Origin of the sequence: Herbaspirillum seropedicae (genome assembly GCF_001040945.1) — a bacterium.
In the GTDB taxonomy this organism is placed as follows: domain Bacteria; phylum Pseudomonadota; class Gammaproteobacteria; order Burkholderiales; family Burkholderiaceae_D; genus Herbaspirillum; species Herbaspirillum seropedicae.
In genome coordinates this window covers 4,005,206-4,029,663 of sequence record NZ_CP011930.1, presented here as the reverse complement: position 1 = coordinate 4,029,663, position 24,458 = coordinate 4,005,206, and the positions used below count along the sequence as shown (strand labels likewise).

24 protein-coding genes are annotated in these 24,458 nt (G+C 58.7%); 19 read left to right on the top strand and 5 right to left on the bottom strand.

Annotation, left to right across the window (positions count from 1 at the left end; translation table 11 throughout):
• Window positions 1-376 precede the first annotated feature (376 nt).
• The 15 genes from ACP92_RS25250 (at window position 377) to ACP92_RS17470 (ending at window position 14,650) form a co-directional block, all read left to right on the top strand.
• Window positions 377-1,951, top strand: coding sequence for a methyl-accepting chemotaxis protein (locus tag ACP92_RS25250; RefSeq protein ID WP_013235466.1), 1,575 nt, complete (start codon window positions 377-379; stop codon window positions 1,949-1,951).
• 256 nt (window positions 1,952-2,207) lie between these two features.
• Window positions 2,208-3,089, top strand: coding sequence for a MurR/RpiR family transcriptional regulator (locus ACP92_RS17535; RefSeq protein ID WP_013235465.1), 882 nt, complete (start codon window positions 2,208-2,210; stop codon window positions 3,087-3,089).
• 332 nt (window positions 3,090-3,421) lie between these two features.
• Window positions 3,422-4,744, top strand: a complete 1,323-nt coding sequence (locus tag ACP92_RS17530; RefSeq protein ID WP_013235464.1) for an aspartate aminotransferase family protein — start codon at window positions 3,422-3,424, stop codon at window positions 4,742-4,744.
• A 73-nt stretch (window positions 4,745-4,817) separates the two neighbouring features.
• On the top strand, window positions 4,818-5,699 hold the full coding sequence (locus tag ACP92_RS17525) for a transporter substrate-binding domain-containing protein (protein ID WP_156181868.1): 882 nt from the start codon (window positions 4,818-4,820) through the stop codon (window positions 5,697-5,699).
• A gap of 38 nt (window positions 5,700-5,737) precedes the next feature.
• Window positions 5,738-6,313: a carboxymuconolactone decarboxylase family protein gene (locus ACP92_RS17520; RefSeq protein WP_013235462.1), complete on the top strand. Its 576-nt coding sequence runs from the start codon at window positions 5,738-5,740 to the stop codon at window positions 6,311-6,313.
• 21 nt (window positions 6,314-6,334) lie between these two features.
• Entirely contained in the window at window positions 6,335-7,060 is a 726-nt protein-coding gene (locus ACP92_RS17515; protein ID WP_013235461.1) for an amino acid ABC transporter permease, read from the top strand.
• Window positions 7,061-7,071: 11 nt separating this feature from the next.
• Entirely contained in the window at window positions 7,072-7,755 is a 684-nt protein-coding gene (gene gltK, locus ACP92_RS17510; RefSeq protein WP_013235460.1) for a glutamate/aspartate ABC transporter permease GltK, read from the top strand.
• Window positions 7,752-8,486, top strand: a complete 735-nt coding sequence (locus ACP92_RS17505) for an amino acid ABC transporter ATP-binding protein (protein WP_013235459.1) — start codon at window positions 7,752-7,754, stop codon at window positions 8,484-8,486. Before gltK ends, ACP92_RS17505 begins: the two co-directional genes overlap by 4 nt.
• Before the next feature lie 447 nt (window positions 8,487-8,933).
• Entirely contained in the window at window positions 8,934-9,683 is a 750-nt protein-coding gene (glnH, locus tag ACP92_RS17500) for a glutamine ABC transporter substrate-binding protein GlnH (RefSeq protein ID WP_013235458.1), read from the top strand.
• A 30-nt stretch (window positions 9,684-9,713) separates the two neighbouring features.
• On the top strand, window positions 9,714-10,370 hold the full coding sequence (gene glnP, locus ACP92_RS17495; protein WP_013235457.1) for a glutamine ABC transporter permease GlnP: 657 nt from the start codon (window positions 9,714-9,716) through the stop codon (window positions 10,368-10,370).
• Entirely contained in the window at window positions 10,367-11,137 is a 771-nt protein-coding gene (gene glnQ / locus ACP92_RS17490) for a glutamine ABC transporter ATP-binding protein GlnQ (RefSeq protein ID WP_269147540.1), read from the top strand. The genes glnP and glnQ overlap by 4 nt, the downstream gene beginning before the upstream one ends.
• Window positions 11,127-12,179, top strand: coding sequence for a C45 family autoproteolytic acyltransferase/hydrolase (locus ACP92_RS24375; RefSeq protein WP_013235455.1), 1,053 nt, complete (start codon window positions 11,127-11,129; stop codon window positions 12,177-12,179). The genes glnQ and ACP92_RS24375 overlap by 11 nt, the downstream gene beginning before the upstream one ends.
• Window positions 12,151-13,110, top strand: a complete 960-nt coding sequence (locus ACP92_RS17480) for a MurR/RpiR family transcriptional regulator (protein WP_013235454.1) — start codon at window positions 12,151-12,153, stop codon at window positions 13,108-13,110. Before ACP92_RS24375 ends, ACP92_RS17480 begins: the two co-directional genes overlap by 29 nt.
• A 390-nt stretch (window positions 13,111-13,500) precedes the next feature.
• On the top strand, window positions 13,501-13,818 hold the full coding sequence (locus ACP92_RS17475; RefSeq protein ID WP_374726423.1) for a PadR family transcriptional regulator: 318 nt from the start codon (window positions 13,501-13,503) through the stop codon (window positions 13,816-13,818).
• Window positions 13,811-14,650 carry a GIN domain-containing protein gene (locus ACP92_RS17470; protein WP_013235452.1) on the top strand — a complete coding sequence of 280 codons (840 nt, stop codon included), beginning with the start codon at window positions 13,811-13,813 and terminating at the stop codon, window positions 14,648-14,650. The genes ACP92_RS17475 and ACP92_RS17470 overlap by 8 nt, the downstream gene beginning before the upstream one ends.
• A 52-nt stretch (window positions 14,651-14,702) precedes the next feature.
• Here ACP92_RS17470 and ACP92_RS17465 read toward each other — a convergent pair whose 3' ends face one another.
• From ACP92_RS17465 to ACP92_RS17455, 3 genes are all read right to left on the bottom strand, one after another.
• Window positions 14,703-15,860 carry a sensor histidine kinase gene (locus ACP92_RS17465; protein WP_232284863.1) on the bottom strand — a complete coding sequence of 386 codons (1,158 nt, stop codon included), beginning with the start codon at window positions 15,858-15,860 and terminating at the stop codon, window positions 14,703-14,705.
• Between the two features lie 196 nt (window positions 15,861-16,056).
• Window positions 16,057-16,434, bottom strand: a complete 378-nt coding sequence (locus ACP92_RS17460) for a response regulator (protein WP_013235450.1) — start codon at window positions 16,432-16,434, stop codon at window positions 16,057-16,059.
• Window positions 16,435-16,681: 247 nt separating this feature from the next.
• Window positions 16,682-18,892, bottom strand: a complete 2,211-nt coding sequence (locus ACP92_RS17455) for an OsmC domain/YcaO domain-containing protein (protein ID WP_013235449.1) — start codon at window positions 18,890-18,892, stop codon at window positions 16,682-16,684.
• Window positions 18,893-19,107: 215 nt separating this feature from the next.
• On the opposite strand from ACP92_RS17455, the gene ACP92_RS17450 reads away from it, so the two are divergent.
• Together ACP92_RS17450 and ACP92_RS17445 are read left to right on the top strand one after the other, a co-directional pair.
• Entirely contained in the window at window positions 19,108-19,551 is a 444-nt protein-coding gene (locus tag ACP92_RS17450) for an Rrf2 family transcriptional regulator (protein WP_013235448.1), read from the top strand.
• Between the two features lie 99 nt (window positions 19,552-19,650).
• The gene (locus tag ACP92_RS17445) at window positions 19,651-20,547 is read left to right on the top strand and encodes an NAD(P)/FAD-dependent oxidoreductase (protein ID WP_013235447.1); all 897 of its coding nucleotides are present in this window, start codon (window positions 19,651-19,653) and stop codon (window positions 20,545-20,547) included.
• 70 nt (window positions 20,548-20,617) lie between these two features.
• Here the strand turns inward: ACP92_RS17445 and ACP92_RS17440 are convergent, their stop codons facing one another.
• Window positions 20,618-21,625: a GlxA family transcriptional regulator gene (locus tag ACP92_RS17440; protein ID WP_013235446.1), complete on the bottom strand. Its 1,008-nt coding sequence runs from the start codon at window positions 21,623-21,625 to the stop codon at window positions 20,618-20,620.
• A 145-nt stretch (window positions 21,626-21,770) separates the two neighbouring features.
• Between ACP92_RS17440 and ACP92_RS17435 the strand changes: the two genes are divergently transcribed.
• Both ACP92_RS17435 and ACP92_RS17430 read left to right on the top strand, forming a co-directional pair.
• Complete coding sequence (locus ACP92_RS17435) at window positions 21,771-22,817, top strand: DJ-1/PfpI family protein (protein ID WP_232284862.1); 1,047 nt, start codon at window positions 21,771-21,773, stop codon at window positions 22,815-22,817.
• A 131-nt stretch (window positions 22,818-22,948) separates the two neighbouring features.
• Window positions 22,949-24,025 (top strand): NAD(P)H-dependent flavin oxidoreductase, encoded by a 1,077-nt coding sequence (locus tag ACP92_RS17430; protein WP_013235444.1) that lies wholly within the window; start codon window positions 22,949-22,951, stop codon window positions 24,023-24,025.
• Between the two features lie 76 nt (window positions 24,026-24,101).
• On the opposite strand, the gene ACP92_RS17425 is transcribed toward ACP92_RS17430, so the two are convergent.
• Window positions 24,102-24,455, bottom strand: a complete 354-nt coding sequence (locus ACP92_RS17425) for a hypothetical protein (protein WP_013235443.1) — start codon at window positions 24,453-24,455, stop codon at window positions 24,102-24,104.
• Window positions 24,456-24,458: the final 3 nt, after the last annotated feature.

Genomic DNA, 24,458 nt, shown 5'->3' with positions numbered 1-24,458 from the left:
GCAAACCAGTGGTATCTGTTCCCTGTGGGTAATGCGACTCTACAATGACGGAGGCTTTTATTGATCAAGGAGTGTCGGTGTAATTGATCAAGCAAAATATGAAATTATCGGTTACGTCCTGAATGGGCGGATGGGGTGCGGTTGCGCTAGCAGGAGTGCGTCGGGGTCGCAACATGGGATCGGAAGGTTGGCTGGCGTGATTTTTGCTCTGGTCCAGTTGACGGCGATTATTGGTGCGCAATGGCCGGCGTCCTTCCAGTTCTGACACTTTATCCTTGGGGCCATGTCGAGCGGGATTCATCCGTACCGAGATAGCTGATATCTCGGCTTCAACCATGCCTGATTCCCTGGCGCGAATTGCGATGGAGAAAGAAAGATGAAGCTTAAAACGAGAATGACCGTCGGTATGGCGTTAGTTTGCTTGTCTTTCATATCCGCGCTTTGCGTGGCCATGTCCAGCATGCTCAATATCAGAGATCGTTTTGACGTGTTTCTGATGCGCGATCAGGCAACGCTGAACGCGGTGACGTCGCTCTACACGAATGGGCTGCAGATGGGGCAAGCGCTTCGCAATATCGTCCTGGATCCCAAAAACCAGGCGGCATATAAGAATCTGGACGATTCACGCAAGGGATTCAGTGATGCACTTGCGGCGAGCGCTGAATTGACCAGAGACGATATTGCCTATTTTCAGAAGATTGAAGAGATTGCCGGACTCAGTCAACAACAACTGCAGTTGCAGAAAAAGATCGTAGAGCTAGCCGCTTCTGACCCGGACAAAGCGATCAAGGCGCTGACAACCGAGGAAACACCAGTTTGGAGAAGAATTCGAGAACAGGTATTAGCGTTGATTAAAACCAAAAATGCAGATGTCGGTAAAAGTAAAGAGGAGATGGATGCGTTTAGCAAGCGGATGCTGATGTTGAGTATCGCCCTGGGCGCTGTAGCTGCCCTGACGGGCTTGGTCATCGGGTATTGGCTGATACGTAATGTGATGATCTTGCTCGGAGGAGAACCAGCGTATGCCGTTGCTGTTTCGCAGAGAATCTCCGGTGGCGATTTCTCCTACGACGTTGACGTTACGAACAATGATCGTAGCAGCTTGTTATTTTCGATGAGGGCAATGCAAGAGCGACTGATTGATATGATCTCGGGTATTAGATCAAGTGCAAATCGGATATCTATTGCCACCAACGAAATCGCCAAGGGCAATATGGATCTTTCGTCGCGAACCGAAGAGCAGGCGAGTTCGTTGGAAGAAACCGCGTCTGCCATGGAAGAACTAACATCCGTTGTTCGCCAAAATGCCGGGAATGCGGACCAGGCAAATGTGCTGGCGCTATCAGCGACTCAAGTCGCAGTGGAAGGCGGCAAATTGGTAAAGGATGTCGTGGAAACGATGAATCAGATTGAGACATCCGCCAAAAAAGTGGTCGATATCATCAGTGTCATCGATGGTATCGCCTTTCAAACGAATATTCTCGCGTTGAACGCCGCAGTGGAAGCCGCTCGCGCGGGCGAAGGTGGAAGAGGTTTTGCAGTGGTGGCAAGTGAGGTCCGCAACCTGGCTCAACGTTCGGCTGTTGCGGCCAAGGAGATCAAGCAGCTTATCGACAATTCTGTCGACACTGTGGAAAAAGGAAACAAGTTAGTTCAGCAGGCTGGGGAGACAATGGATAACGTAGTTTCCGGCATCGAACGTGTCTCAAGCATAGTCGGTGAAATCAGCGCATCAAGTCACGAGCAAACCAAGGGCATCGAGCAAGTCAATCAAGCAATCATCCAAATTGATGACGTGACGCAGCAGAATGCCGCGCTTGTGGAGGAAGCCGCCGCCGCAGCGCAATCGCTCCGACACGAGGCTCAGCAACTTACGTCCATGGTCCGCATCTTCCAGTTCCTGGACGAAAACTCTTCGCTGCCAAATGGTCGTGGTGCCGTTGTAACGTAAGCTCATCCAGAGGGTGGATGACTATCTACTCCGGAAAGATTGGCCCCTGCGCCAAGAACTGATGAGACCGTTAGCACGAAATTACCTGGGTTCTGAACCACCGGAATGTGAGGAAGGTCGGCTGTCGGCGCGATAGCGGACCTTCCTGGATGTGATCGGCGCGGCAGCCTGGAGGTCTGTCGATGCAACAGATGTTGCACGAGCAAGAGCAATCTTTGCTACCATCGACTTGTTTCAAATGTTCCAGCCGACATCTATGAGCAAAGCCGCACGACCTCCGAGCAGTTTCAGTGAATTGGAAGCATTGATCCGAGAACGTTTCATTGATATGCGACCGCAGTTCCAGGCAGGCGCCGCCTTCCTGCTGGACAATCCCGGCGAAGTGGCCGTGTCGACCATGCGCGCCCTGTCGCAAAAAGCCCAGGTGCAACCGTCCACGTTTGTGCGTCTCGCCCAGCATCTGGGATTTGCCGGTTGGGCGGAGTTGCGCGCGCTCTTTGTCGAGCGGCTGGCCGGGGAGCCCAAGGCCTATGCATTCAAAGCGAAGAGCATTGTCCGGCGCAGCAATAGCGATAAGCTGGTGGCCGAGCTATTTACCGCGCAGCGCGCCAATCTCGATGCGTCGGAGCCCAAGAGCGCCGACCGCATGCTGGGCGCCGCACGGGCGCTGTTGAAGGCTCATCACGTCCACATCGCAGGCTTTCGCGCCGCGTTTTCCATTTCCTTCCTGCTGCATTACCTGTATCGCCTGTTCCGGACATCGGTATCGCTGGTGCGGGGCAGCGAAGGCTCGATCGAGCTGGAGTTGCGCGCCATCGCTGCACATGATGCGGTGATAGTAGTCAGTTTTGCGCCGTACTCGACCGAGGCAGTGCGGGTTGCCGAAGCCGCCAAGCAGGCCGGCGCCAAATTGATCGCATTGACGGACAGCGCTGTCGCGCCAATCGCTCTGAAGGCCGACCATTGCATCCTGTTTTCCCACGAAAGTCCCTCCTTTTTCCCATCCATGGCTGCTGCTACCGCTATTGCGGAAAGCTTGATAGAACTGGTGATTTCTATTGACGATGAGCACGCAGTCAGGCGCCTGGAGCTGGCAGAAAGTGATCTGCACAGCACCGGCGCCTACATCGTCCGCTAGACCTTCCGCGCTCGTTTTGCCAGGTGCCTCGTGCACCTGCGTATCTCCTCTTCTCCTCTTCTCGCCCTTCTGGTTTGCGAGGCAATGTTGCACGACGACATCGCCGCAAATGCGCCATTGGTGTGCTTCCCGGCGATTCTACGCACCAAAAAAATGCCGCAATTGCACCATAAAAATCATTTGAAAATATATTTGCAACATATGTTGCACTGACGATTTTGTTCATTTATATTGCGTCTCAAATTCTCAACGCAACGAATGTTGCATGGCAGGTCATTCTGGCCATGGCGTCCCGTTGCGCATCAAAAGGCAAAGGCAAAAGGACAGACGCAATGACCCATGTTTTCCATCGCAATCCCCGTAGCAAACTTCCCATGGCCGTTGCCGGCGAAGGCATGGAACTGATCGACCAGGATGGCAAGCGCTACATCGACGCCTCCGGCGGTGCTGCCGTGTCATGTCTTGGGCATGGCCACCCACGTGTCATCGAAGCCATTCGCAAGCAGGTCGGCGAACTGGCCTATGCCCACACATCATTCTTTACCACTGCGCCAGCAGAAGAATTGGCAGCGATGCTGGCCGATGCTGCGCCAGGATCGCTCAACCATGTCTACTTCCTGTCAGGCGGCTCCGAAGCGGTCGAGGCGGCATTGAAGCTGGCGCGCCAGTACTACGTCGAAGTCGGCCAGCCGCAACGCCGCCATATCATTGCGCGCCGGCAGAGCTATCACGGCAATACGCTGGGTGCGCTGGCCATCGGCGGTAACGCATGGCGTCGCGAAATGTTCATGCCGATGCTCATCGAGGCGCACCACGTCTCACCCTGCTACGCCTATCGCAACCGCGCCGACGGCGAAAGTGATGTGCAATATGTACAACGCCTGGCCGATGAACTGGAACAGAAGATTCTTTCCCTCGGCGCCGATCAGGTGATCGCCTTCGTAGCCGAAACGGTGGTTGGCGCAACAGCCGGTGCAGTCCCTCCGGTAGGGGACTACTTCCGCAAGATCCGGGCGGTCTGCGATAAATACGGTGTGTTGCTGATTCTGGATGAAGTCATGTCTGGCATGGGCCGTACCGGCTATCTGTTCGCTTGCGAAGAGGATGGCGTCGTACCCGATATCGTCGTGATTGCAAAAGGGCTCGGCGCCGGCTACCAGCCGATAGGCGCCATGATTTGCAGCGACCACATCTACGATGCCGTGTTGCGAGGTTCGGGATTCTTCCAGCATGGCCATACCTACATCGGTCATGCGACGGCATGCGCCGCGGCCGTGGCCGTACAGAAAACGATTCAGGAAGAGCGCCTGCTGGAAAACGTTCGCCAGCGCGGAGAACAGTTGCGTAGCGAGTTGCGCCAGGCGTTTGGCGACCAGGCGCATGTGGGCGATATCCGAGGCCGCGGCCTGTTCGTGGGCGTGGAGCTGGTGGCCGAGCGCAGCAGCAAGCTGCCACTGTCCCCCGACTTGCGCACCCATGCCCGTGTCAAGGCCGAAGCCATGAAGCGTGGTCTGCTGGTGTATCCGATGGGAGGCACTATCGACGGCAAAAATGGTGACCACATCCTGCTGGCGCCGCCGTTCATCGCCTCGTCGAACGATATCAGCGAAATCGTGCAACGACTGTCCGACGCCGTTGCGGCATCGGTCGCCTGAACCCATTGAGAGCCATATTTTACAAGGAGGGTAAACGATGAAATGCCTAGTCAATCTGGCCGTACCGGCCGCCATGCTGTCCATGATGTTGGCCGTACTGCCACAGCAAGCCTGTGCTGCGGATTCCGCATTGGGCCCCACGCTGCAGAAGATCAAGGACGCCAACCTGATCGCCATCGGCCATCGTACCAGCTCCATTCCGTTTTCCTATTACGACGAGAACCAGCAGGTGATCGGCTATTCGCAAGACCTCTGCAATAAGGTGATTGATGCGGTGAAGACCAAGATCGGCGCGGCCAAACTGGAGGTGCGCATGGTGCCGGTCACGTCGCAGAATCGTACGCCCTTGCTGCAGAACGGCACCATCGATCTCGAATGCGGCGTGACCAGCAATCTGAAAAGCCGCTGGCAGCAGGTGTCATTCGCGACCAACTTCTTCGTCGCCAGCAGCCGCATTTTGACCAAGCGCGACAGCGGTATCAAGGACTTCCCCGACCTGGCCGGGAAGGCGGTGGTGACCAATGCCGGCACCACGTCCGAGCAGCTGCTGCGCAACCTCAATGAGCACCGCAAGATGGGTATGCAGATCCAGAGCGCCAAGGACTATGGCGAAGCCTTCCTGATCCTGCAATCGGGTCGCGTGGCGGCCTATGTGATGGATGACGTTCTGCTGGCAGGAGCCCGTACCACTGCGCAAAAGCCCAATGACTGGGTGTTGACCGGCAATCCTTTCGGTGCAGAACCGTATGCGTTCATGGTGCGCCGTGATGATCCGCAATTCAAGCAACTGGTGGACGACACGCTGTCCGGCCTGATGAAGAGCGGCGAGATCAAGAAGATATATGCCAAGTGGTTCACCTTCCCGATTCCACCCAAGAACGTCAGCTTCAACTTCCCGATGTCGGACACCGTCATGAAGTTGTATGCGACACCGAGCGACAAGCCGATGGATTGAGGCAGGAAGTTGCCACGCCCATCCTCGAGGAGACACGTATGACCAAGTCCAACCGCCTGCCCGCCATCGTCCGTGAGCAGATGACGTCCGAGCAGACCGCCATGCTCGATGCAATTCTTGCCGGGCCGCGAAAAAATCTGAATGGTCCTTTCGTGGCCTGGATTCACAGTCCTGCGCTGGGCGAGCTGGCGCAGCGGCTTGGGGCTTTCTGCCGCTATGAGACGGGCCTGCCGCTGCGGTTGTCGGAACTGGCGATCCTCGCGACGGCGGCTGCATGGCAATCACAGGCGGAATGGCACATCCACCTGCCGATCGCCGTCGAAGCGGGGATCCTGCCTGATGTCGCAGAACAGATTCGTCAGGGCGCCACGCCGGATTTCCCGCTGGAGGACGAGCGGGTGATCTGGAATTTTGCCAATGAGCTATACCGCGACAAGCGTGTTTCTGAGCGCACCTACGCAGCAGCCGTTGCGATGTTCGGCCTGCCGGTCGTCGTCAATCTGGTGGGGTTGCTGGGCTATTACGCACTGGTGGCGATGACCTTGAACGCCTTCGGCATGCGGGCCGAAGGACAAGGCGAGGGGGACCTGCCCTTCGCCGAAACTGTGCTCTGAGCGTCAGAGAAGGAAGCAGCGATGGCATACCAATGGCAATGGTCAGTATTCCTCCAGGCGCCGAGCACGGGGCAGACCTATCTCGACTGGCTCCTCTCGGGCTTGGGCGTTACGGTCGCACTTGGTCTGTCTGCGTGGATCCTGGCGCTGGTCCTGGGGACTTTCCTGGGCATCCTGCGGACCTTGCCCAACCGCGCCTTGTCCGGTTTTGCGGCATGTTATGTGGAACTGTTCCGCAATGTGCCGCTGCTGGTGCAGATCTTCATCTGGTACTTCGCCATGCCGGAATTGCTGCCCTGGGGCGATGCAGTCAAAGCGCTTCCACCGATGACGCAACAGTTCGTCATGGCGATGCTATGCCTCGGCATGTTCACGGCGGCCCGGGTCTGCGAACAGGTGCGGTCGGGCATCGAGTCCCTGCCGCGCGGCCAGAAGGGTGCTGGTCTGGCGCTGGGCCTGACATTGGGGCAGACCTATCTCTTCGTGCTGCTGCCGATGGCCATGCGCATCGTGCTGCCACCGCTGACTTCAGAATTTCTCAACATTTTCAAGAACTCGGCCGTGGCCTCCACCATCGGCCTACTGGAGCTTGCCGCGCAAGGGCGCCAACTGGTTGACTATACCGCCCAGCCCTATGAAGCATTTATTGCGGTCACGCTGGCCTACATGCTGATCAATATCTGTGTCATGTCCCTGATGCGGATACTGGAACGCAAGACCAGCCTGCCCGGCATGGCTGGAAAGTGAAGGAGACAGGCATGGCATACGAATTCGATTTCAGTGCGGTGACACCGGCGGCACTCAGGGTGCTCGGCGATGGCTTGCTGGTGTCGCTCAAGATCACGCTGGTCGCGATTGTGTTCGGCATGGTCTGGGGTACGCTGCTGGCGATGATGCGCTTGTCCAGGCATAGTCCCTTGCAATGGTTTGCCGCAGGGTATGTGAACCTGTTCCGCTCCATCCCGCTGGTGATGGTGTTGTTGTGGTTCTTCCTGATCGTGCCCCAGTTGCTGCAAAAGTTGTTCGGTCTGTCGCCGGCCAACGACCTGCGCATGACTTCGGCCCTGGTGGCGTTCGCGTTGTTTGAAGCGGCATATTACGCCGAGATCATCCGCGCCGGCATCAATAGCGTATCGCGCGGACAGATGGCCGCCGCCTATGCATTGGGCCTGACGTATCCGCAAGCCATGGGCATGGTGATCCTGCCCCAGGCCTTCCGCAACATGGTGCCGCTTCTGCTCACGCAAGGTATCGTCCTCTTCCAGGATACGTCGCTGGTCTATGTCAGTGCATTGGCCGATTTCTTCGGACGTGCCTACAGCATTGGCGAGCGCAATGGCCGCATCATCGAAATGCTGTTTGTCGCAGGTGCGGTGTATTTCATCATCTGCTTTTCCATGTCGCTCATGGTCAAGCGTTACAGGAAGAAAGTTGCAACATGATCACGCTGCAAGATGTATCGAAGTACTACGGCGACTTCAAGGTGCTCTCCGCTTGCAACGCCGTCATTGCCAAAGGAGAAGTGGTGGTGGTGTGCGGACCTTCGGGGTCAGGCAAGTCGACACTGATCAAGACCATCAATGCGCTGGAGCCGATTCAGGAAGGCAGCATCACGATCGATGGCGTCAAGGTCAACGACCGCAGCACGAACCTGCCCAGATTACGCTCGCGGGTCGGCATGGTGTTCCAGCATTTTGAATTGTTTCCACATCTGACGATCATCCAGAACCTGACGTTGGCGCAGATAAAGGTACTGGGCCGGAAGAAGGATGAGGCTCACCAGCACGGCATGAAATATCTAGAGCGTGTCGGCCTGAAAGCACATGCCGGAAAATATCCTGGTCAGTTGTCCGGAGGGCAGCAGCAGCGCGTCGCGATTGCCCGCGCTCTGGCCATGGATCCTATTTGCATGTTGTTCGACGAGCCCACCTCGGCACTCGATCCGGAAATGGTCAACGAGGTACTGGACGTCATGGTCGAGCTAGCGCAGGAAGGCATGACCATGGTGTGTGTTACCCATGAAATGGGATTCGCCCGCATGGTTGCGCATCGTGTGATCTTCATGGATCAGGGCAGCATCGTCGAAGACCGCAGCAAGGATGATTTCTTTGCTGGCGGAGGCGATCACTCAGCGCGTAGCAGGCAGTTTCTCTCAAAGATCCTTTCGCACTGACGTCCCCGTACTGCGATCCGTACGCCTGTACGCCAGGCGGCTACGTCTTGATTGGCTCACCACTCCGCCCAGCGACTGATATAGCCGATACGCCCGTACGCATCGATATCGTTGCCCAGGGGGGAGCTCTGCAAGCATGACGATGCTGTTGGTGTGGATTGACTCGCGTGACTGAGCGTCGCGAGTTTCCTCATTTTCCACTGGCTTGGAAGGCAGTCGTGCGCTCATGCGGTCCTCCCTGCCCCAAATAGTCCACGCCCAGCAGCATCTGCCCTACAAAAGTCTGCGGGCTTGGGCGCCTATAGTCCCCGTACAGCCGATAGAAATATATATGCAAATAATTTTGCATTATTCGTTTGCGTGCAACTATACTTGCTTGTGTGCTTGCGTCGCAAATGCACTTGTAGATCCTTGCTCTTTGCTTCCCTCCCTTTTGAAAGGTTCATCATGAAATTGCCTTTTGCAAAGCTGGTTTTTGCGTCGTTGGTAGCTTTATCCGTTGTTGGCGCCAGTGCCCGAGCGGAGACTCTTGTCGTGGCCTGTGACACCGCCTTCGTTCCTTTCGAATTCAAGGACCGTAACCAATACGTGGGATTTGACATCGATCTCTGGGACGCCATTGCAAAGGACATCGGGGTGACATACAAGCTGCAGCCCATGGACTTCAACGGCATTATTCCTGCGCTTCAGACCAAGAATGTTGACGTGGCTCTGGCGGGTATCACCATCAAGGACGAGCGGAAGAAGGTGATTGATTTTTCTGACGGTTATTACGACAGCGGTTTCTCGCTGATGGTGCCGGTCGGCAGTTCCATCAAGAGTGTCGCGGATCTGGCTGGCAAGGCGCTCGCGGTTAAAAGCGGAACCTCCGCATTTGATTACGCGAAGGCAAATTTCAAGGCAACCGAGTTGCATCAGTTCCCCAATATCGATAACGCATATCTTGAATTGCAGACGGGCCGCGTGGACGCGGCGATGCACGATACGCCGAATGTCCTGTACTACATCGCTACTGCAGGAAAAGGCAGGGCAAAAGTTGTCGGTACCCAGATGATGGCGCATCAGTACGGGATCGGTTTCCCCAAAGGTAGCCCTTTGGTGCCGAAGGTCAATGCCGCTCTGGCCAAGATCAAGGCGGATGGGCGATATGCGGAAATCTACCGCAAGTGGTTCGGAGCGGAGCCGCCGAAGCAGTGAGGCGCGCAGAGGAAATTGGGGAGATAGACGGTGGATTTCGATTTTTCGGTCATTACTGATTCGTTGCCTGCGCTCTTGGAAGGGGCGAAGGTCACGGTGCTGATCACGGCCGCAGGCCTGGTTGGCGGCACGCTGGTCGGCCTCTTGGCTGGACTGATGCGTGCATACGGCAATACCTTATTGAAGGGAATTGGTTTTGGGTATGTGGAGTTCGTCCGAGGGACACCGATCGTCGTGCAAGTGATGTTCATCTACTTCGCTTTGCCGGTGCTCCTGGGAATACGCGTAGATCCCATGACGGCAGCGGTCACTTCAATTGTTGTCAACTCGGGGGCCTATATTGCCGAGATCGTCCGTGGAGCTTTCTTGTCAGTGCCACGTGGATTGCGAGAAGCTGGCCTTGCTTTGGGCCTTCCGGTGTGGAGAGTCCTTGCGTTCGTGATAGGCCCGGTGGCAATACGACGGATGGTGCCGGCAATGGGCAATCAGTTTATCGTCAGCCTGAAGGACACATCGCTGTTCATCGTCATTGGCGTCGGAGAACTTACCAGGCAAGGTCAAGAGATCATGGCGGCAAATTTCCGAGCGGTTGAAATCTGGATTGCTGTGGCCGCCATTTATCTGTGCATGATCGGTGTAATGACATACGCGTTGCGGACCTTCGAAAAGAGGATGCGGATCCTATGATGAATCAACAAAAACCAGAGCGGACATTGATCGCCGAAGCGGCGATGGTTGAATTCAAATCGGTGAGCAAGCGGTTCGGCAGCAACGTGGTGCTGGATGGTATCAATCTCACCATCCGCAAAGGAGAGGTCGTGGTGTTGATCGGTCCCAGCGGCTCGGGGAAGTCGACGCTGCTACGGTGTATCAATGCTCTGGAGGAGATCGATGGTGGCGATCTTCTGGTAGACGGTATCAGCGTACTCAGTGGAAGCTCGAGCGTTCGTGCGATCCGGCAGGAAGCTGGAATGGTGTTTCAGCAGTTCAATCTTTTTCCGCAGCTGACGGCATTGGAAAATGTGGCGTTTGGTCCGCGCCATGTGAGAGGCGCTTCTTCGGAAGAGGCCAATGCCCTGGCTAGTGAACTTCTGGCCAAGGTCGGCCTCGCTGAGCGGAAACATCATTATCCGAATGAACTGTCAGGTGGCCAACAACAACGAGTCGCCATTGCACGCGCACTTGCCGTACGTCCCAAGTTGATGTTGTTCGATGAGCCGACCTCGGCGCTTGATCCAGAGCTTCGCCAGGAAGTTCTGCGCGTCATGCAATCACTGGCGGAGGAAGGCATGACTATGATCGTCGTTACTCACGAAATCTCTTTCGCGAGAAGGGTTGGGACACGTCTGATTTTCATGGAGAACGGTCATATTGCAATTGACGGAAACCCGGGTGAACTTATAGAAAATTCCTGCAACCCCAGGCTGCGCGAATTCTTGAAACATGTCGAGTAACACCACTATGCTGAAATACCTGAAGATATCTGGAACGCCATATGACGCTGGTCTGGCGCTAGGAGAATATGGCAGAGAGGCCGTACATGAGCACCTCATCCATAGTCCCGCCTGGCATAAGGTCATGTGCTGGCGCGATAGCGACAAGCTTGCGCACATGGAAGCGCTGGTGCGGGAGAGGCATCCGAGTTGCTGGCGGGAGCTTGAAGGCATGGCCCATGGGTTGGGGCTGCCTCTCAAGGATGTCTTTCTTTGGAATTGTCGCGGTGATGTCCTGGCGATGACTCCAGACGGATGCACGACAGTTCTTCTTCCTGGCAGAGATGTCAGGGGACTGGTTCACAATGAGGATGGAGATCCTGGTTTCGCGGGGCACTGCGCAATCGCAGAAATGGATGTGGGCGGCGTCAAATTTTCCTCGTTTGTATATCCTGCATCGTTACCTGGTCATACAATCGCCGTGACGGATTCAGGTTTGGCTGTGACCGTCAATAATCTACGCGGATTGCATGTCGGAGCAGGCGTGCCTCGGATGGTCCTGGTCCGTGCTCTTCTAGGCGAGCGGGATCTTGCCGGCGCCACACGTCTGTTAAATGAGTCGCCTCGTGCAGGAGGATTCCATCTGACTTTGGCGCATCGTGATTCTCCTGATTTGCTGAGTGTGGAATTCATCGATACGCATTGTTCGATTCAAGTGGTAGAGGCTCCCTCGCTGCATGCAAACCATATGATTCATCGGTCATTGCGTGATCGTCCGCAAATAATTACCGGGTCTTCTGGATGGCGGCAAATCGTCGGTGACCAACTGCTCGCCGACTCAGCCGATCCCAGTAAAGATGCGCTCGCGATCCTGCGCAATCAAGATAACCAGAATTTCCCAATTTATCGGGATGCGTCCGATGATTGCGATCACGAGAATACGTTGGCCACGGCTGATATCCGTGTTTCCCGGAATCGAATAGAATGGCAGGTCTATTCTTCCAGAAATGGACCACCGCAATTCCATATGATCGATGGCCGCAGAGCTGAAAAACAAGATTAAGCGTGCAAGCACGACTGAATCGCGAGACGATTCCGTTCCGCGAACAGTTGAGGAGCTGCGTTCTTTGACCGTCCGTATAGGACGTGGAAAAGCGGAATTCTCACTGGGCGTTAAGGCGCATGCAGTCTTGGCGAAGCTGGTTGAGCGTCCCGAGGAAGTCGCTGTTCGCAGTATTACTGACCTGGCTGCCTCGTTGGGGGTCAATGCATCAACATTGACCCGACTGGCGACAAGGCTAGGATATAGCGGATTCGTCGATTTTCAGAACGTTTTCAGGGATGGGCTGGCCAGCTCGCACCGTAATTTCTACAGCCAGCAGGCGCAGCGCTTGATCACCGACGGACCTGGGCGCCATGAAGGTGATGTTCTGGCCGTGGCGCAGCTTGCTGCGGAATCAGCGCGAAACATGGAGAGTTGCTTGGCGCAGCTCTCCGCAGTTGAATTGCGTGGCGCCGTAAAGTTATTGGCCCGCGCCAGACATGTCCGCATTTATGGTGTTCGCCAGATGCACTCACTGGCGAGTTTTCTCTGCTACGGGCTCGGAATGATACGTTCGGAAGTCAGTCTTCTGGATGCGCCAGGGCAGGGTATCGCTGAGGGCTTGGCTCAGTTGCAACGCGGCGATGTGCTCGTCGTGGCCAGCGTCTCACCCTATACCCGCATCGTCGCCGAGGTAGCTCAAGCGGCCAGTAACGCTGGTTTGAATGTGATCGCCCTCACAGACAATCGCGCCTCTCCGTTAGTGTCTTCTGCGAAGTACGCCTTCTTTGTGCCCCACGAAAGCAGCTTCTTCAGCAACAGCATAGGTGCATACGTAGTGTTTTCCGAGGGCCTGATGAACCTGGTCGCGCGAGACCTTGGATCGGAAGCATTATCAGCACTTGAGCGCAGAGAGGGATTCATCACCGATCTGCGAATTGAGTGTCAGTAGTGTACGTTTCGGTTTGCGAAGGTCCATCTTCGGATCATACGATCCTTCCTACCCCAGCTAACTCGGTCCGGGAACATCCGTTCCAAGGGTCGTCTCTCGCCTGTGCGACCCGCCAGCTCGCGCTGAACACTTTCACCAAGCAACGCACTTGGAAACGCGTGGCAGATACGTCCATGCCCTGCGTCAAACTGCCTCGGATCTGATGCGTAATCGGCTGCGCGACCGACTGGATATGCGCTAGCGCTGGTCAGGTCAAGATGGGTGAGAGGCATGCCAGGTGGCTTGCCTAGTCAGCCAAACACCGATGGGGCAAGCTAACTTGCAATGCAAGGTAGCTTGCTATAAGCTATACCTCACTTGAACAGAAGGAAGCAGGCCATGGCCGATCACATCCCCAGCCAGTTGAAGAAAGGCGTGCTCGAGCTCTGCGTGCTGGCCTTGCTCGCCCAGGGTGACAGTTACGCCTATGACCTGGCGCGCAATCTTGCGCAGGCGGTCGACATGGGGGAAGGGACGATCTATCCATTGATGCGCCGCCTGCAGACCGACGGCCTGGTCGACAGCTACCAGCAGGAGTCCGAGAGCGGGCCTTCGCGCAAGTACTACCGTCTCACCGAAGCAGGCTTGTTGTCGCTGACGGCCCAGAAACAGGATTGGCAGCGCTTCACTGCCTCCGTCAATTCCATCCTCGGAGTCACCCATGAATAAGGAAGAGTTCCTGCGAACCCTACGCAGCGCCTTGCACGGCGCTGCGCCCAGTGAGATCGACGACATCCTTGCGGACTATCGCAACCATTTCGATGAATCCTCCGCCAGTGGCCGCAGCGAGGAGGCCACGGCGGCAGCGCTGGGCGATCCCGTGTGGCTGGGCCGCGAACACCTCGCAGATTTGCGCGATGAGGCGGGTGGATGGCTTGGGGCGGTAAAACGTTTCTGGACTGGCATGAGGCAGCGCCGCCAGCGCGTGGGCGACAACACCGAGCGCGAACTGGCCTGGATACCAGGTTCCCGCATGGTCATCCGCCTGCCCGCAGAAGTGTCCTGGCGACCCGCCGAACAGGCGCGGGCGGTGTTGCGTGGCCCAGCGTGGCTGATCGAACACGTGCGCCTGGATAGCCAGCAATTGCGTGGCCGCTTCAAATGGCGTCTGTTCCATAGCAACCATCTTCGGCTGGAGCTGGAAGGCCCTGCCATCGAAACCTGGTCAACGGTGGGTAGCGCCGATCTGCGTTTGCTCAACGTCTCCCAGGCTGCCTTGCGCCTGGAGCTCTGTGGCAGCGGCGACATCCGGGTCGCAGGACGCGCGCAACACGTGACGGCGAACGTGATGGGCTCGGGCGAGATCGACCTGAGCCTGCTCGAACACCTGCGCGCCACCGTGAAGGTGGTCGGTTCAGGGGAGGTCAAGCTTGGCCCTAGCGAAGAAGCAGACCTGTCGCTTCAGGGAAGCGGGGATATCACCTTGCTGACCAGGCCGACGACTATCCGGACCCATGTTCTGGGCAGCGGCGATATCCGCATGGAGGGCGGGTGGCGTTGATCCAGTGATGCGAAAGGATGCGAAAGGGTGGGTGCGCTGAGGAGGCGTCAGCTCACTTGTCGCCTTCCCAGTGACGGACCTGCGGTGATGCCTGGTGGTCCGCCGGCCGCCTCGATGGATCGCGTGGCAGTCGGATCGTGAAGGTGGTGCCTTCTGCCGTCGAGGAGCTTGCCGTAACGGAGCCGCCGTGGGCGCTTGCCACCTCTCTGACGATATAGAGCCCAAGTCCCATGCTGCCGCCTTGCCCGGATCCTTCTCCGCCATTGGCGACGAGGCGCACGAGCGGGTCGAATATCGTATGCAGCTTTTCCTCGGGGATCAGGGGGCCTTTATTGTTGATGGCCACATGGACTTCACCTCGAGAAGCCGAAATTTCTACCTTGATCGCTTCGCCAGTGGCGCCATGCTGCACGGCATTGCCCAGCAGATTGGAAATGGCCTGCGCAATGCGCTCCTTGTCCCATTCTCCATTGAGCTCGCCCGACGTCTTCAAGGTGATGACTTTGTCGGGGTGTGACGTGGAGATTTCGTCAATGACACGTTGCGCGATGTCACCCACGTTGGCGGAGCTGATCTCCAGTGGCAGTCCAGATCCCAGATGGGTCCGGGTATAGTCGAGCAGATCGGCGACCAGCTTGCTCATGCGTTGCCCGCTGTTGTAGATGCGCGCCGCAATCTTGCGGTGCCTATCGTCGATATCCTCTGCCAGCAGCATGATCTGCGCGCCGTGGATGGTCGCCCCCAGCGGGTTGCGCAGGTCGTGTCCCAATATGGCCAGGAAGAGGTTGCGCGACTGATCCAGCAGCTTCGTATAGCGGGCCAGCGATTCCGCGAGGGCCTGATCAATCGCCTCGTTGAACCGCGTAATGTCATCCACGTTGGTTTCATATCCTTCTTTCCACTCCTTCGCCCACAGCCGCAATACGCTGGAACGGAGCGCCCGATATTCGGAAGCCAGCTGTTCAACGCTGAACCCCGACAACAACCTGGCGATGGCGTGGGTCTCCGCTGCGGTGTCGTCAGCGTGGGCGGGCGCCCGTCCTTCCGACTTCGCGATCTCCTGCTCCTCGGTCTGTGTCTTCTCCAGATCGTCGGCAATGGCTGCGAGCATCAGCGAAGCGTGATTGCGCAAGGCTTTCGAATCCATCGTCAAGGCAGGAGGATGAATCGTCTTTGCAAATGCCTCCCAGGCTTCGAGGATGGGTTCCATGCGCGAACGAATGAAGTCGGACAATCGTAGGATCGGTCTTCCAGACATAGCTTTTTCTCTTGTTAGTTATTGAATGTGCTGACCCATCTCTTCAAGGAGTAAATCGTGGAGGTGCTACAGCCGCAGCGGGGCGTGGACGAGCGGATGGCGCGACCAGATCCGCTCACCCTGACATCGATTGCAAAACGATCGCTGGCTAGAGCACGGCTTCAATGGTTGAAAGCAGCAGATTCAATGGACAGGGCTTGGTCAGCAAGGCGGCGAAGTTCTTTCTCGCATGCCAGGAGTTCGTCATCGGGGTGGCGCTTAACAGTACGAGGGGTATTGCCGAAAATCGTTCATCCGCTTTTAGTGTTTCAGCCAACTCCAGACCGTCCATCAACGGCATCCGCAGGTCGGTCAGGATCACGTCCACGTCTCCCGGGCGATCAAACAGGACGCTCAGGGCCAGTGTCCCATTCGCCGCCTCGAGCACGCGGTATCCGTCGCTCCTTAGCACTTCAGAATAAAGCGCCCGGACTTCGCTATTGTCTTCAACAACCAGTACGGTAGAAGTGCCCGACGCTCCATGCATGTGCGAACCCACAAGAAGTGGCCCGCAGAAATGGGACCGACAGAGAATTATGGAACGGTGACCTGTAGCGCGGGATCAGGCGTTTCCCTAAAAGCCATGTTCAGGAACTCTGACAAGCCAGTAGGAGAAACGCTTACGTGCAGACCGCAGCCAGGTTGGTGAGGAAGCGAAAGGAACAGGGAGGGGGAAGAGAGCACGGGGCCGCCGCCTCTTGCGAAGCAGGCAAAGCCCCGTCTGATGGTCCGGATCAGGCCGCCGCAGCCGCTTGCGCAAACCTGGCGCGCGCCTTGTGCAGCTTGCGATAGCTGTCGAGCAGGCGTTGATGGCGGTCCAGGCCTTCGAGCTTCATGCTGGTCGGCGTCAAGCCAAAGAAGCGCACGCTTCCGGTGATCGATCCGATGGCGGCGTCCATGCGCTCGTTACCGAACATGCGGCGGAAGTTGGTCTCGTAGTCTTCCAGCGCCAATTCCTCATCCAGTTCCACTTCCAGCACGACATTGAGGGCCTGGTAGAACAGACCGCGTTCGACCGAGTTGTCGTTGTACTGCAGGAAGGCGCCAACCAGTTCATGCGCCTCTTCGAACTGTTGCAGGGCCAGGTGGATCAGCAGCTTCAGCTCGAGCACGGTGAGCTGGCCCCAGACGGTGTTTTCATCGAAGTCGATACCGATCAGGGTGGCGATATCGGAGTACTCATCCAGCTCGTTGTTTTCCAGGCGGTCGAGCAGGGCGGCCAGGGCCTCGTCGTCCAGGCGATGCAGGTTCAGGATATCGGCGCGGAACAGCAGTGCCTTGTTGGTGTTGTCCCAGATCAGGTCTTCCACCGGATACACCTCGGAATAGCCCGGCACCAGGATACGGCAAGCCGTGGCGCCCAGTTGGTCGTACACCGCGACATAGGCTTCCTTGCCCATGTCCTCGAGGATGGCGAACAGGGTAGCGGCCTCCTCGGCGTTGGCATGGTCGCCCTGGCTGGAGAAATCCCATTCCACGAACTCGTAGTGTGGCTTGGCGCTGAAAAAGCGCCACGACACGATGCCGGACGAATCGATGAAGTGCTCGACGAAGTTGTTAGGCTCGGTCACGGCATTGCTCTCGAAGGTCGGCTGGGGCAGATCGTTGAGACCCTCGAAGCTGCGCCCTTGCAGCAGTTCGGTCAGGCTGCGCTCCAGCGCCACCTCAAAGCTCGGGTGGGCGCCGAAGGAGGCAAAGACGCCGCCTGTGCGCGGGTTCATCAAGGTCACGCACATCACCGGATAGACGCCGCCCAGCGAGGCATCCTTGACCAGCACCGGGAAACCCTGCTCTTCCAGGCCCTGGATGCCTGCGACGATGCCGGGGTATTTCGCCAGCACTTCCTGGGGCACGTCGGGCAGGCAGATCTCTCCTTCCAGGATTTCACGCTTGACCGCGCGCTCGAAGATCTCGGAGAGACATTGCACCTGCGCTTCGGGCAGGGTATTGCCGGCGCTCATGCCGTTGCTGACAAAGAGATTCTCGACCAGGTTCGACGGGAAATACACCACCTCGCCGTCCGATTGGCGTACGTAAGGCAGCGAGCAGATACCGCGCTCTGCGTTACCGGAATTGGTATCGACCAGATGCGAAGCGCGCAGCTCGCCATCGGCGTTGTAGATCCCCAGGCAATACGCATCCAGGATTTCCTTGGGCAGCTTGTCTCCGCGCCCGGGCTTGAACCAGCGCTCATTGGGGTAATGCACGAACTCGGCGTTGGCGATGTCCTCGCCCCAGTAGGAACCGGCGTAGAAGTGGTTGTTGCTGATGCGTTCGATGTATTCGCCCAGGGCCGAGGCCAGCGCGCTTTCCTTGGTGGCGCCCTTGCCGTTGGTGAAGCACATGGGCGAGTGCGCGTCGCGGATGTGCAGCGACCATACATTGGGAATGATGTTGCGCCAGGAAGCGATCTCGATCTTGATGCCCAGTTCGGCCAGCAAGCCCGACATGTTGGCGATGGTCTGTTCCAGCGGCAGATCCTTGCCCAGGATGTGCGTGCTCACACCGGCCTCGGGCTTGAGGGTCAGCAGGGATTGCGCATCAGCGTCCAGGCTTTCCACTTCCTCGATGACGAATTCCGGCCCTTGCTGGACCACCTTCTTGACGGTACAGCGCTCGATGGAGCGCAAGATGCCGCGGCGATCCGCCTCCTCGATGTCGGCCGGCAGTTCCACCTGGATCTTGAAGGTCTGCTGGTAGCGGTTTTCCGGATCGACGATATTGTTCTGGGACAGCCGGATGTTCTCGGTGGAAATGTTGCGCGTATTGCAGTACAGCTTCACGAAGTAGGCTGCGCACAGCGCCGAGGACGCCAGGAAGTAGTCGAAGGGGCCAGGCGCCGAGCCATCTCCCTTGTAGCGGATAGGCTGGTCGGCGATGACGGTAAAGTCGTCGAACTTGGCTTCAAGACGCAGCTTGTCGAGGAAGTTGACTTTGATTTCCATGGCGTATTTCCAATGATGAGCCAGATGAGGCTGAAACGAGAGTGGGCGCTATTATCCCCTATCCGGGGGACAGGCCGCGATATCACGCGTGCCGCTGTTGCGCAGCTTGGCAAGATGTTGCGACGAGGTTGAGCTGCGAACTGAATACGTAGCCAGTGATACGGGAATATCTTGCGGGTTTGACGCATCCCTTGTTACGTAATAATATAAGTTACATGAAACGCAGCGACCGCCTCTCCATTGCCCTGCACATTCTCTTGCACATGGGCCAACGCACCGACGCACCGATGACCTCGGAAGAGATCGCCGGTTGGGTCAACACCAATCCCGTCGTCATCCGCCGCACCTTCGCCGGGCTGCGCGAGGCGGGCATCGTCACGTCCACCAAGGGACACGGCGGTGGCTGGTCGCTGGCGCGGCCGATGGAGGAGATCAGCCTGCTCCAGGTCCAGCAGGCGCTGGGCGAGCGCCTGGTGACGCTGGGCGCGAGGGAGGAATCGCCCGGTTGCCTGGTTGAGATCGCCGTCAACCGCGCCCTCGACGATGTGATGGAGGAAGCCAACCGCATCCTCGATCAGCGCCTGGCCGGCATCACCCTGGCGGCTCTGGCCCAGGATGTCGGTCCGCATTTCCATACGTGGCGACCGCCGCCGCATTGACGGCCATTTGTCAGGTTTCCCGTTTGATTTTTCCGCCTCCACGCCTGCCCGCCAGCGCGTGAGGGGCCGCTCACGCCTGCGCTCTTGAAAGGAGACACCATGCAATACGATGTCATCGTCGTCGGCGCCAGCTTTGCCGGCGCATCGGCCGCCATGCAACTGGTACGCGCCCGCCGCACGGTCCTGATGATCGATGCCGGCCAGCCGCGAAATCGTTTCTCGGATGCTTCCCACGGTTTTCTCGGCCAGGACGGTACGCCGCCGCATGAGATCATGGCCATCGCGGTGGAGCAATTGATGGCCTATCCCAGCTTCGAACTGGTCGTGGCCTACGCCGAACAGGCGAGCGCCGATGCCGACGGCGCCAGCGTGACGCTGGAAGATGGTCGCCATTTCCGCGCGCGCCGGCTGATCCTCGCCACCGGCGTGCGCGACGAGCTGCCGGCCATTCCTGGCCTGCAGGAGCGCTGGGGGCAGACCGCGATTCATTGTCCTTATTGCCACGGTTACGAAGTCCGCGACCGCAGGCTGGGCGTGATCGCCACCTCGCCGCACTCCACCCACCAGGGCATCCTGCTGCCGGACTGGGGGCCGACCACCTATTTCACCCAGGGCCAGTTTGAACCGGAAGAGGCGGAACTGAAACAGATGTGCAAACGCGGCGTCGTCATCGAGCGCACACCCGTCGTCAGGATCCTCGGCAGCGCGCCCGAGATCGATGCGGTGGAGCTGGCCGATGGTCGCACCCTGCCCATCGGTGCGATCTTCGTGGGGCCGCGCGTCCACATGTCCAGTCCGCTGGCCATGCAGTTGGGCTGCGCCTTCGAGCAGGGGCCGATGGGACCCTACATCCGCACCGATGACATGCGCCAGACCTCGGTGGCCAATGTGTTCGCCGCCGGCGATGCGGCGCTGGTGTTCAGCAATGGCACCATGGCGTCGGCGTCGGGCGTGATGGCAGGGGTGAGTGTGCATCGCTCACTGATCATGGCGTGAATGCGCGAGGCTGAGGCTGAGGTCGATAGAAGCGCGCAAGCTGGCGTGCTTCTTTACGAAAAAGTCTTGATTATTCTTCGGCCAGACGCGCCCTGTATTGCGCCGGCGTCATGCCCAGATGCTGGCGAAAGACCCGATGCAGGGTGTCGGCATTCTTCAAGCCGCTGCGCTCGGCGATACGCTCAATGCTCCAGCCGGTTTTTTCAAGATGGCGGCAGGCATGGTCGATGCGCAGTTCAAGGACATATTGTCCCGGCGGCTTGCCGACTTCGCGCAGGAATCGGCGGGCGAAATTGCGGGGGCTCATCGCTGCACGTTCGGCGAGTGCATTCACGCTCATGTCCTCCTGCGGATGATCGAGCATCCAGACCAGCAGCGCCGAAAACAGGTCGCCCGCCGATTGCTGCGCCACCAGCGTGGCGCTGATCTGTTGCTGCCGCCCCGGGCGATGCAGGAACAGCACAAGGTCGCGCGCGATGGCGCTGGCGATTTCCTGGCCCAGGTCATCCCGCACCAGGGCCAGCGCCAGGTCGATGCCGGTGGTGACGCCGGCCGAGGTGCAGATCGGGCCATCGATCCGGTAGATCGCGTCGGGATCGACCTTGGCCTTGGGGAAGTATTGCTGCAACAGATCCACGGCGGCCCAGTGCGTGGTGACATACCGTCCATCCAGCAAGCCCGCCGCACCCAGGACGAAGGCGCCGGTACAGATGCTGCCGATGCGCCGCGCCTGCCGGCCGCGGCGGTTCAGCCACTCCACTAGGGCGACTTCTGTGGCGGCCTGGTGGATGGCTTGCTCATGGCCACCGGCCACCAGGACCGTGTCCAGTCGCCCCTCGATGGACGACAAGGGAACGATGCCGGCCAGGCTCAGCGGCGACCGCGTCCTGAGCAGGGCGCCGTCGACCGAGGCCACGCGCAGCGCGTAGCTGCCCGGCGCGAGTTCTTCTGCGCGCGAGAACACACCGATCGGCCCCATCAGGTCCAGCGGCTCGGCGCCGTCGAAGGCGATGAAAACAACCGTACGGGCCGCCAGATGGCTGGGACGATGTGGCAGGAAATCCGATATCTCTGTCATGGCGATGTATCCGTAACCGTCCTAAGATCCTCATCCCTTACAGTCTTACCGGAACGGTACGATGCACAGACGAGAATTCCTGGCCAGGATGACGGCGAAATTGGCAACGGCTGCCATTGTAGTGGTCTCTGCTGGTAGCCATGCAGTGAGCGCAAACGCGGACGTAGCGCCACCACGTCCGGCCAAACGCAAGCGCCCGCTGGTCGCCATCGTGGCCGACAATATCGGTACCGAGACCACCGACCTGATGATTCCCCATGCGATCCTGACGCGCTCGGGCGCGGCTGACGTCGTCGTCGTCTCCCCGCTGGCGGGTAGCATTACGCTCATGCCCGCACTGTCGATGACGTCGCAACAGACGCTCGATGCCTTCGATGCGATGCACCCGGAGGGGGCCGACTACGTGATCGTCCCGGCCTTCCATGGCGAGGGGGATGCGCGGATCATTGCATGGATCAAGAAGCAGTTCGCCGGCGATGCCTTCATTGCGGGTATCTGCGAAGGAGCCAAGGTCCTCGGAAAGGCCGGGCTTCTGGACGGACGCGACGCCACCACCCACTGGTATGCCATCGACGACCTGCGCAGCGCCCATCCGACCCTGCGCTGGATACGCGATCGCCGATACGTGGTAGACCGCAGCGTCATGACCACCACTGGCGTAACCGCCTCGATCCCGGCCTCGCTGGCCATCGTCGAAGCCATTGCCGGAGCGGCGGCCGCACGGCGCTTGGCCGCGCAGCTGGGGCTAGCCGGTTACAGCGCCCAGCATGAGAGCGCAGGTTTTCAACTGGAGGCACGCCACCTCTGGCGCGTGATCGCCAATCGCGCCGCCTTCTATCTGCATGAAGAGGTCCGGATCTTGGTCGAGCCAGGTGTCGATGGGATCGCCTTGGCCTTGACTGCCGATCCCTGGTCGCGGACCTATCGTTCCCAGGCTGTGCTCATCGCACAACAATCCGAAGTGATGAGCCAAGATGGCCTGCTGTTGCATGCCCAGCCGGTGCAGGCAGACGCGGACAAGAACAGCAAGGCCAGCGGCCTGACGCTTACGCTGGCGGGAGATATCCCTCCTGCGGCGCACCTGGAGCGGTCGCTCGGGGCGATCTCCCAGCGGTATGGACGCAGTACTGCGGACCTGGTCGCCCTGCAACTGGAATATGCCTGGAGGGATCTTCAGGGTATAAGCGGATAATGGCTGAGGCCGCAGGCCGGCATAGGCCATCCACCTCCACACTGCAAGAAGAAAAATGGCATTGGCCGAATGCCCCGATTACTTGAAGAATCAAGTCATCCGTTTTTCTTCCCTATCGAGAGATACCGCTGATGCCACGTTCACTGTCCACCCCGCTGACCCGCAAGTTCGGCATCGATTTTCCCATCGTCCAGGGCCCCATGAATGGCGGTTCCACGCCGGAGATGGTCGCGGCGGTTTCCAATGCCGGCGGCATCGGTGCGCTGGCGGCGGCCAATTTCGATGTCCAGACGATGCGCACGAAGGTCAACGCCATTCGTTCCCTGACCACCAAACCTTTCTGCGTCAATCTTTTTGTCCTGGAAACACCCGCGCCGACGCCCGGCGAGATCCGTGACGCGCTGGACCGGCTGCAGCCTATACGGGCCGAGCTGGGCCTGCCGCCGGCAGCCGCGCCCGAGCGATACTGCGAAGAATTTCGTGAGCAGCTTGATGCGCTCATCGCGCTGAAGGCGCCGGTGGCGAGTTTTACCTTCGGCCTGCTCGACGCAGCGTCCATCGAGCGCCTGCACGCTGCCGGCAGCCTGGTCATCGGAACCGCCACCAACGTGGCCGAGGCGCTTGCCTGGCAAGCCAATGGCGCCGATGCCATTTGCGCACAGGGGGCCGAGGCTGGCGGCCACCGCGGGACCTTCATCGGTCATCCCGACGCCAGCATGATCGGCACCCTGGCGCTCGTGCCGCAGATCGTCGATGCAGTCGCGCTTCCTGTCATCGCTGCAGGCGGCATCATGGATGGCCGCGGCATCGCAGCCGCATTGACATTGGGCGCGCAGGCCGCGCAGCTCGGAACGGCTTTCCTGATGACGGCGGAGTCCCCCATCCACGCGGCATGGCAGGAAAAGATCCGCCTCTCCACCGACACCTCCACGCGCACCACCCGGACATTTACCGGCCGCCCGGCGCGCGGCATCCTCAACGACTTCATGCTGCGCATGGGGCGATACGAGCAGGAGCTGCCCGCCTATCCGGTCCAGCATGCACTGACTACCGAAATCCGCAAAGCCGCTGGCCAGGCCAACCGCCCCGAGTTCATGTCGCTCTGGGCCGGGCAGGCCGCAGGGATGAGCCGCCGACGTGCCGAAGCCATTCCTGCGGCTGAACTGGTGCGGGTGCTGGTTGCAGAGACCCAGGCGGCGTTGGCTTGACCAAGATGATTGGCCACGCGCAGACGGGGTGTGGAAGAGTGCGGTCGATCTAGGGGAGGGGCGCACTGAGACTGCATCAAGCGCCGAGCGCTAGCGTAGTCTCCTCGATCTGGCCGAAGCGGCCATCGTCAGCGCGCTGCGCAAACACATACACCTCTTGGCGTAACTGTTTGCCGTCGCGCTTTGACAGATCGATCAGATGGCGCTCGGCATAACGGCTGCCCTCCGACAATTCATCGAGCACCGTGACCTCGACGCGATCCACCGATGCCCGCAGTGAAACGATGGCAGCCAGAAAGCTGGCGCGGTCGATCCAGCTTCCATTCACGCGTTGACGAAACGTCGGCGCGAAGTGCCGATCCACGGCCTCCTCGGCAGTGAGCAGCCGGTTGTTGAAGAGATCCTCGATGGCTTCCTTGAGCGACGCCATGGA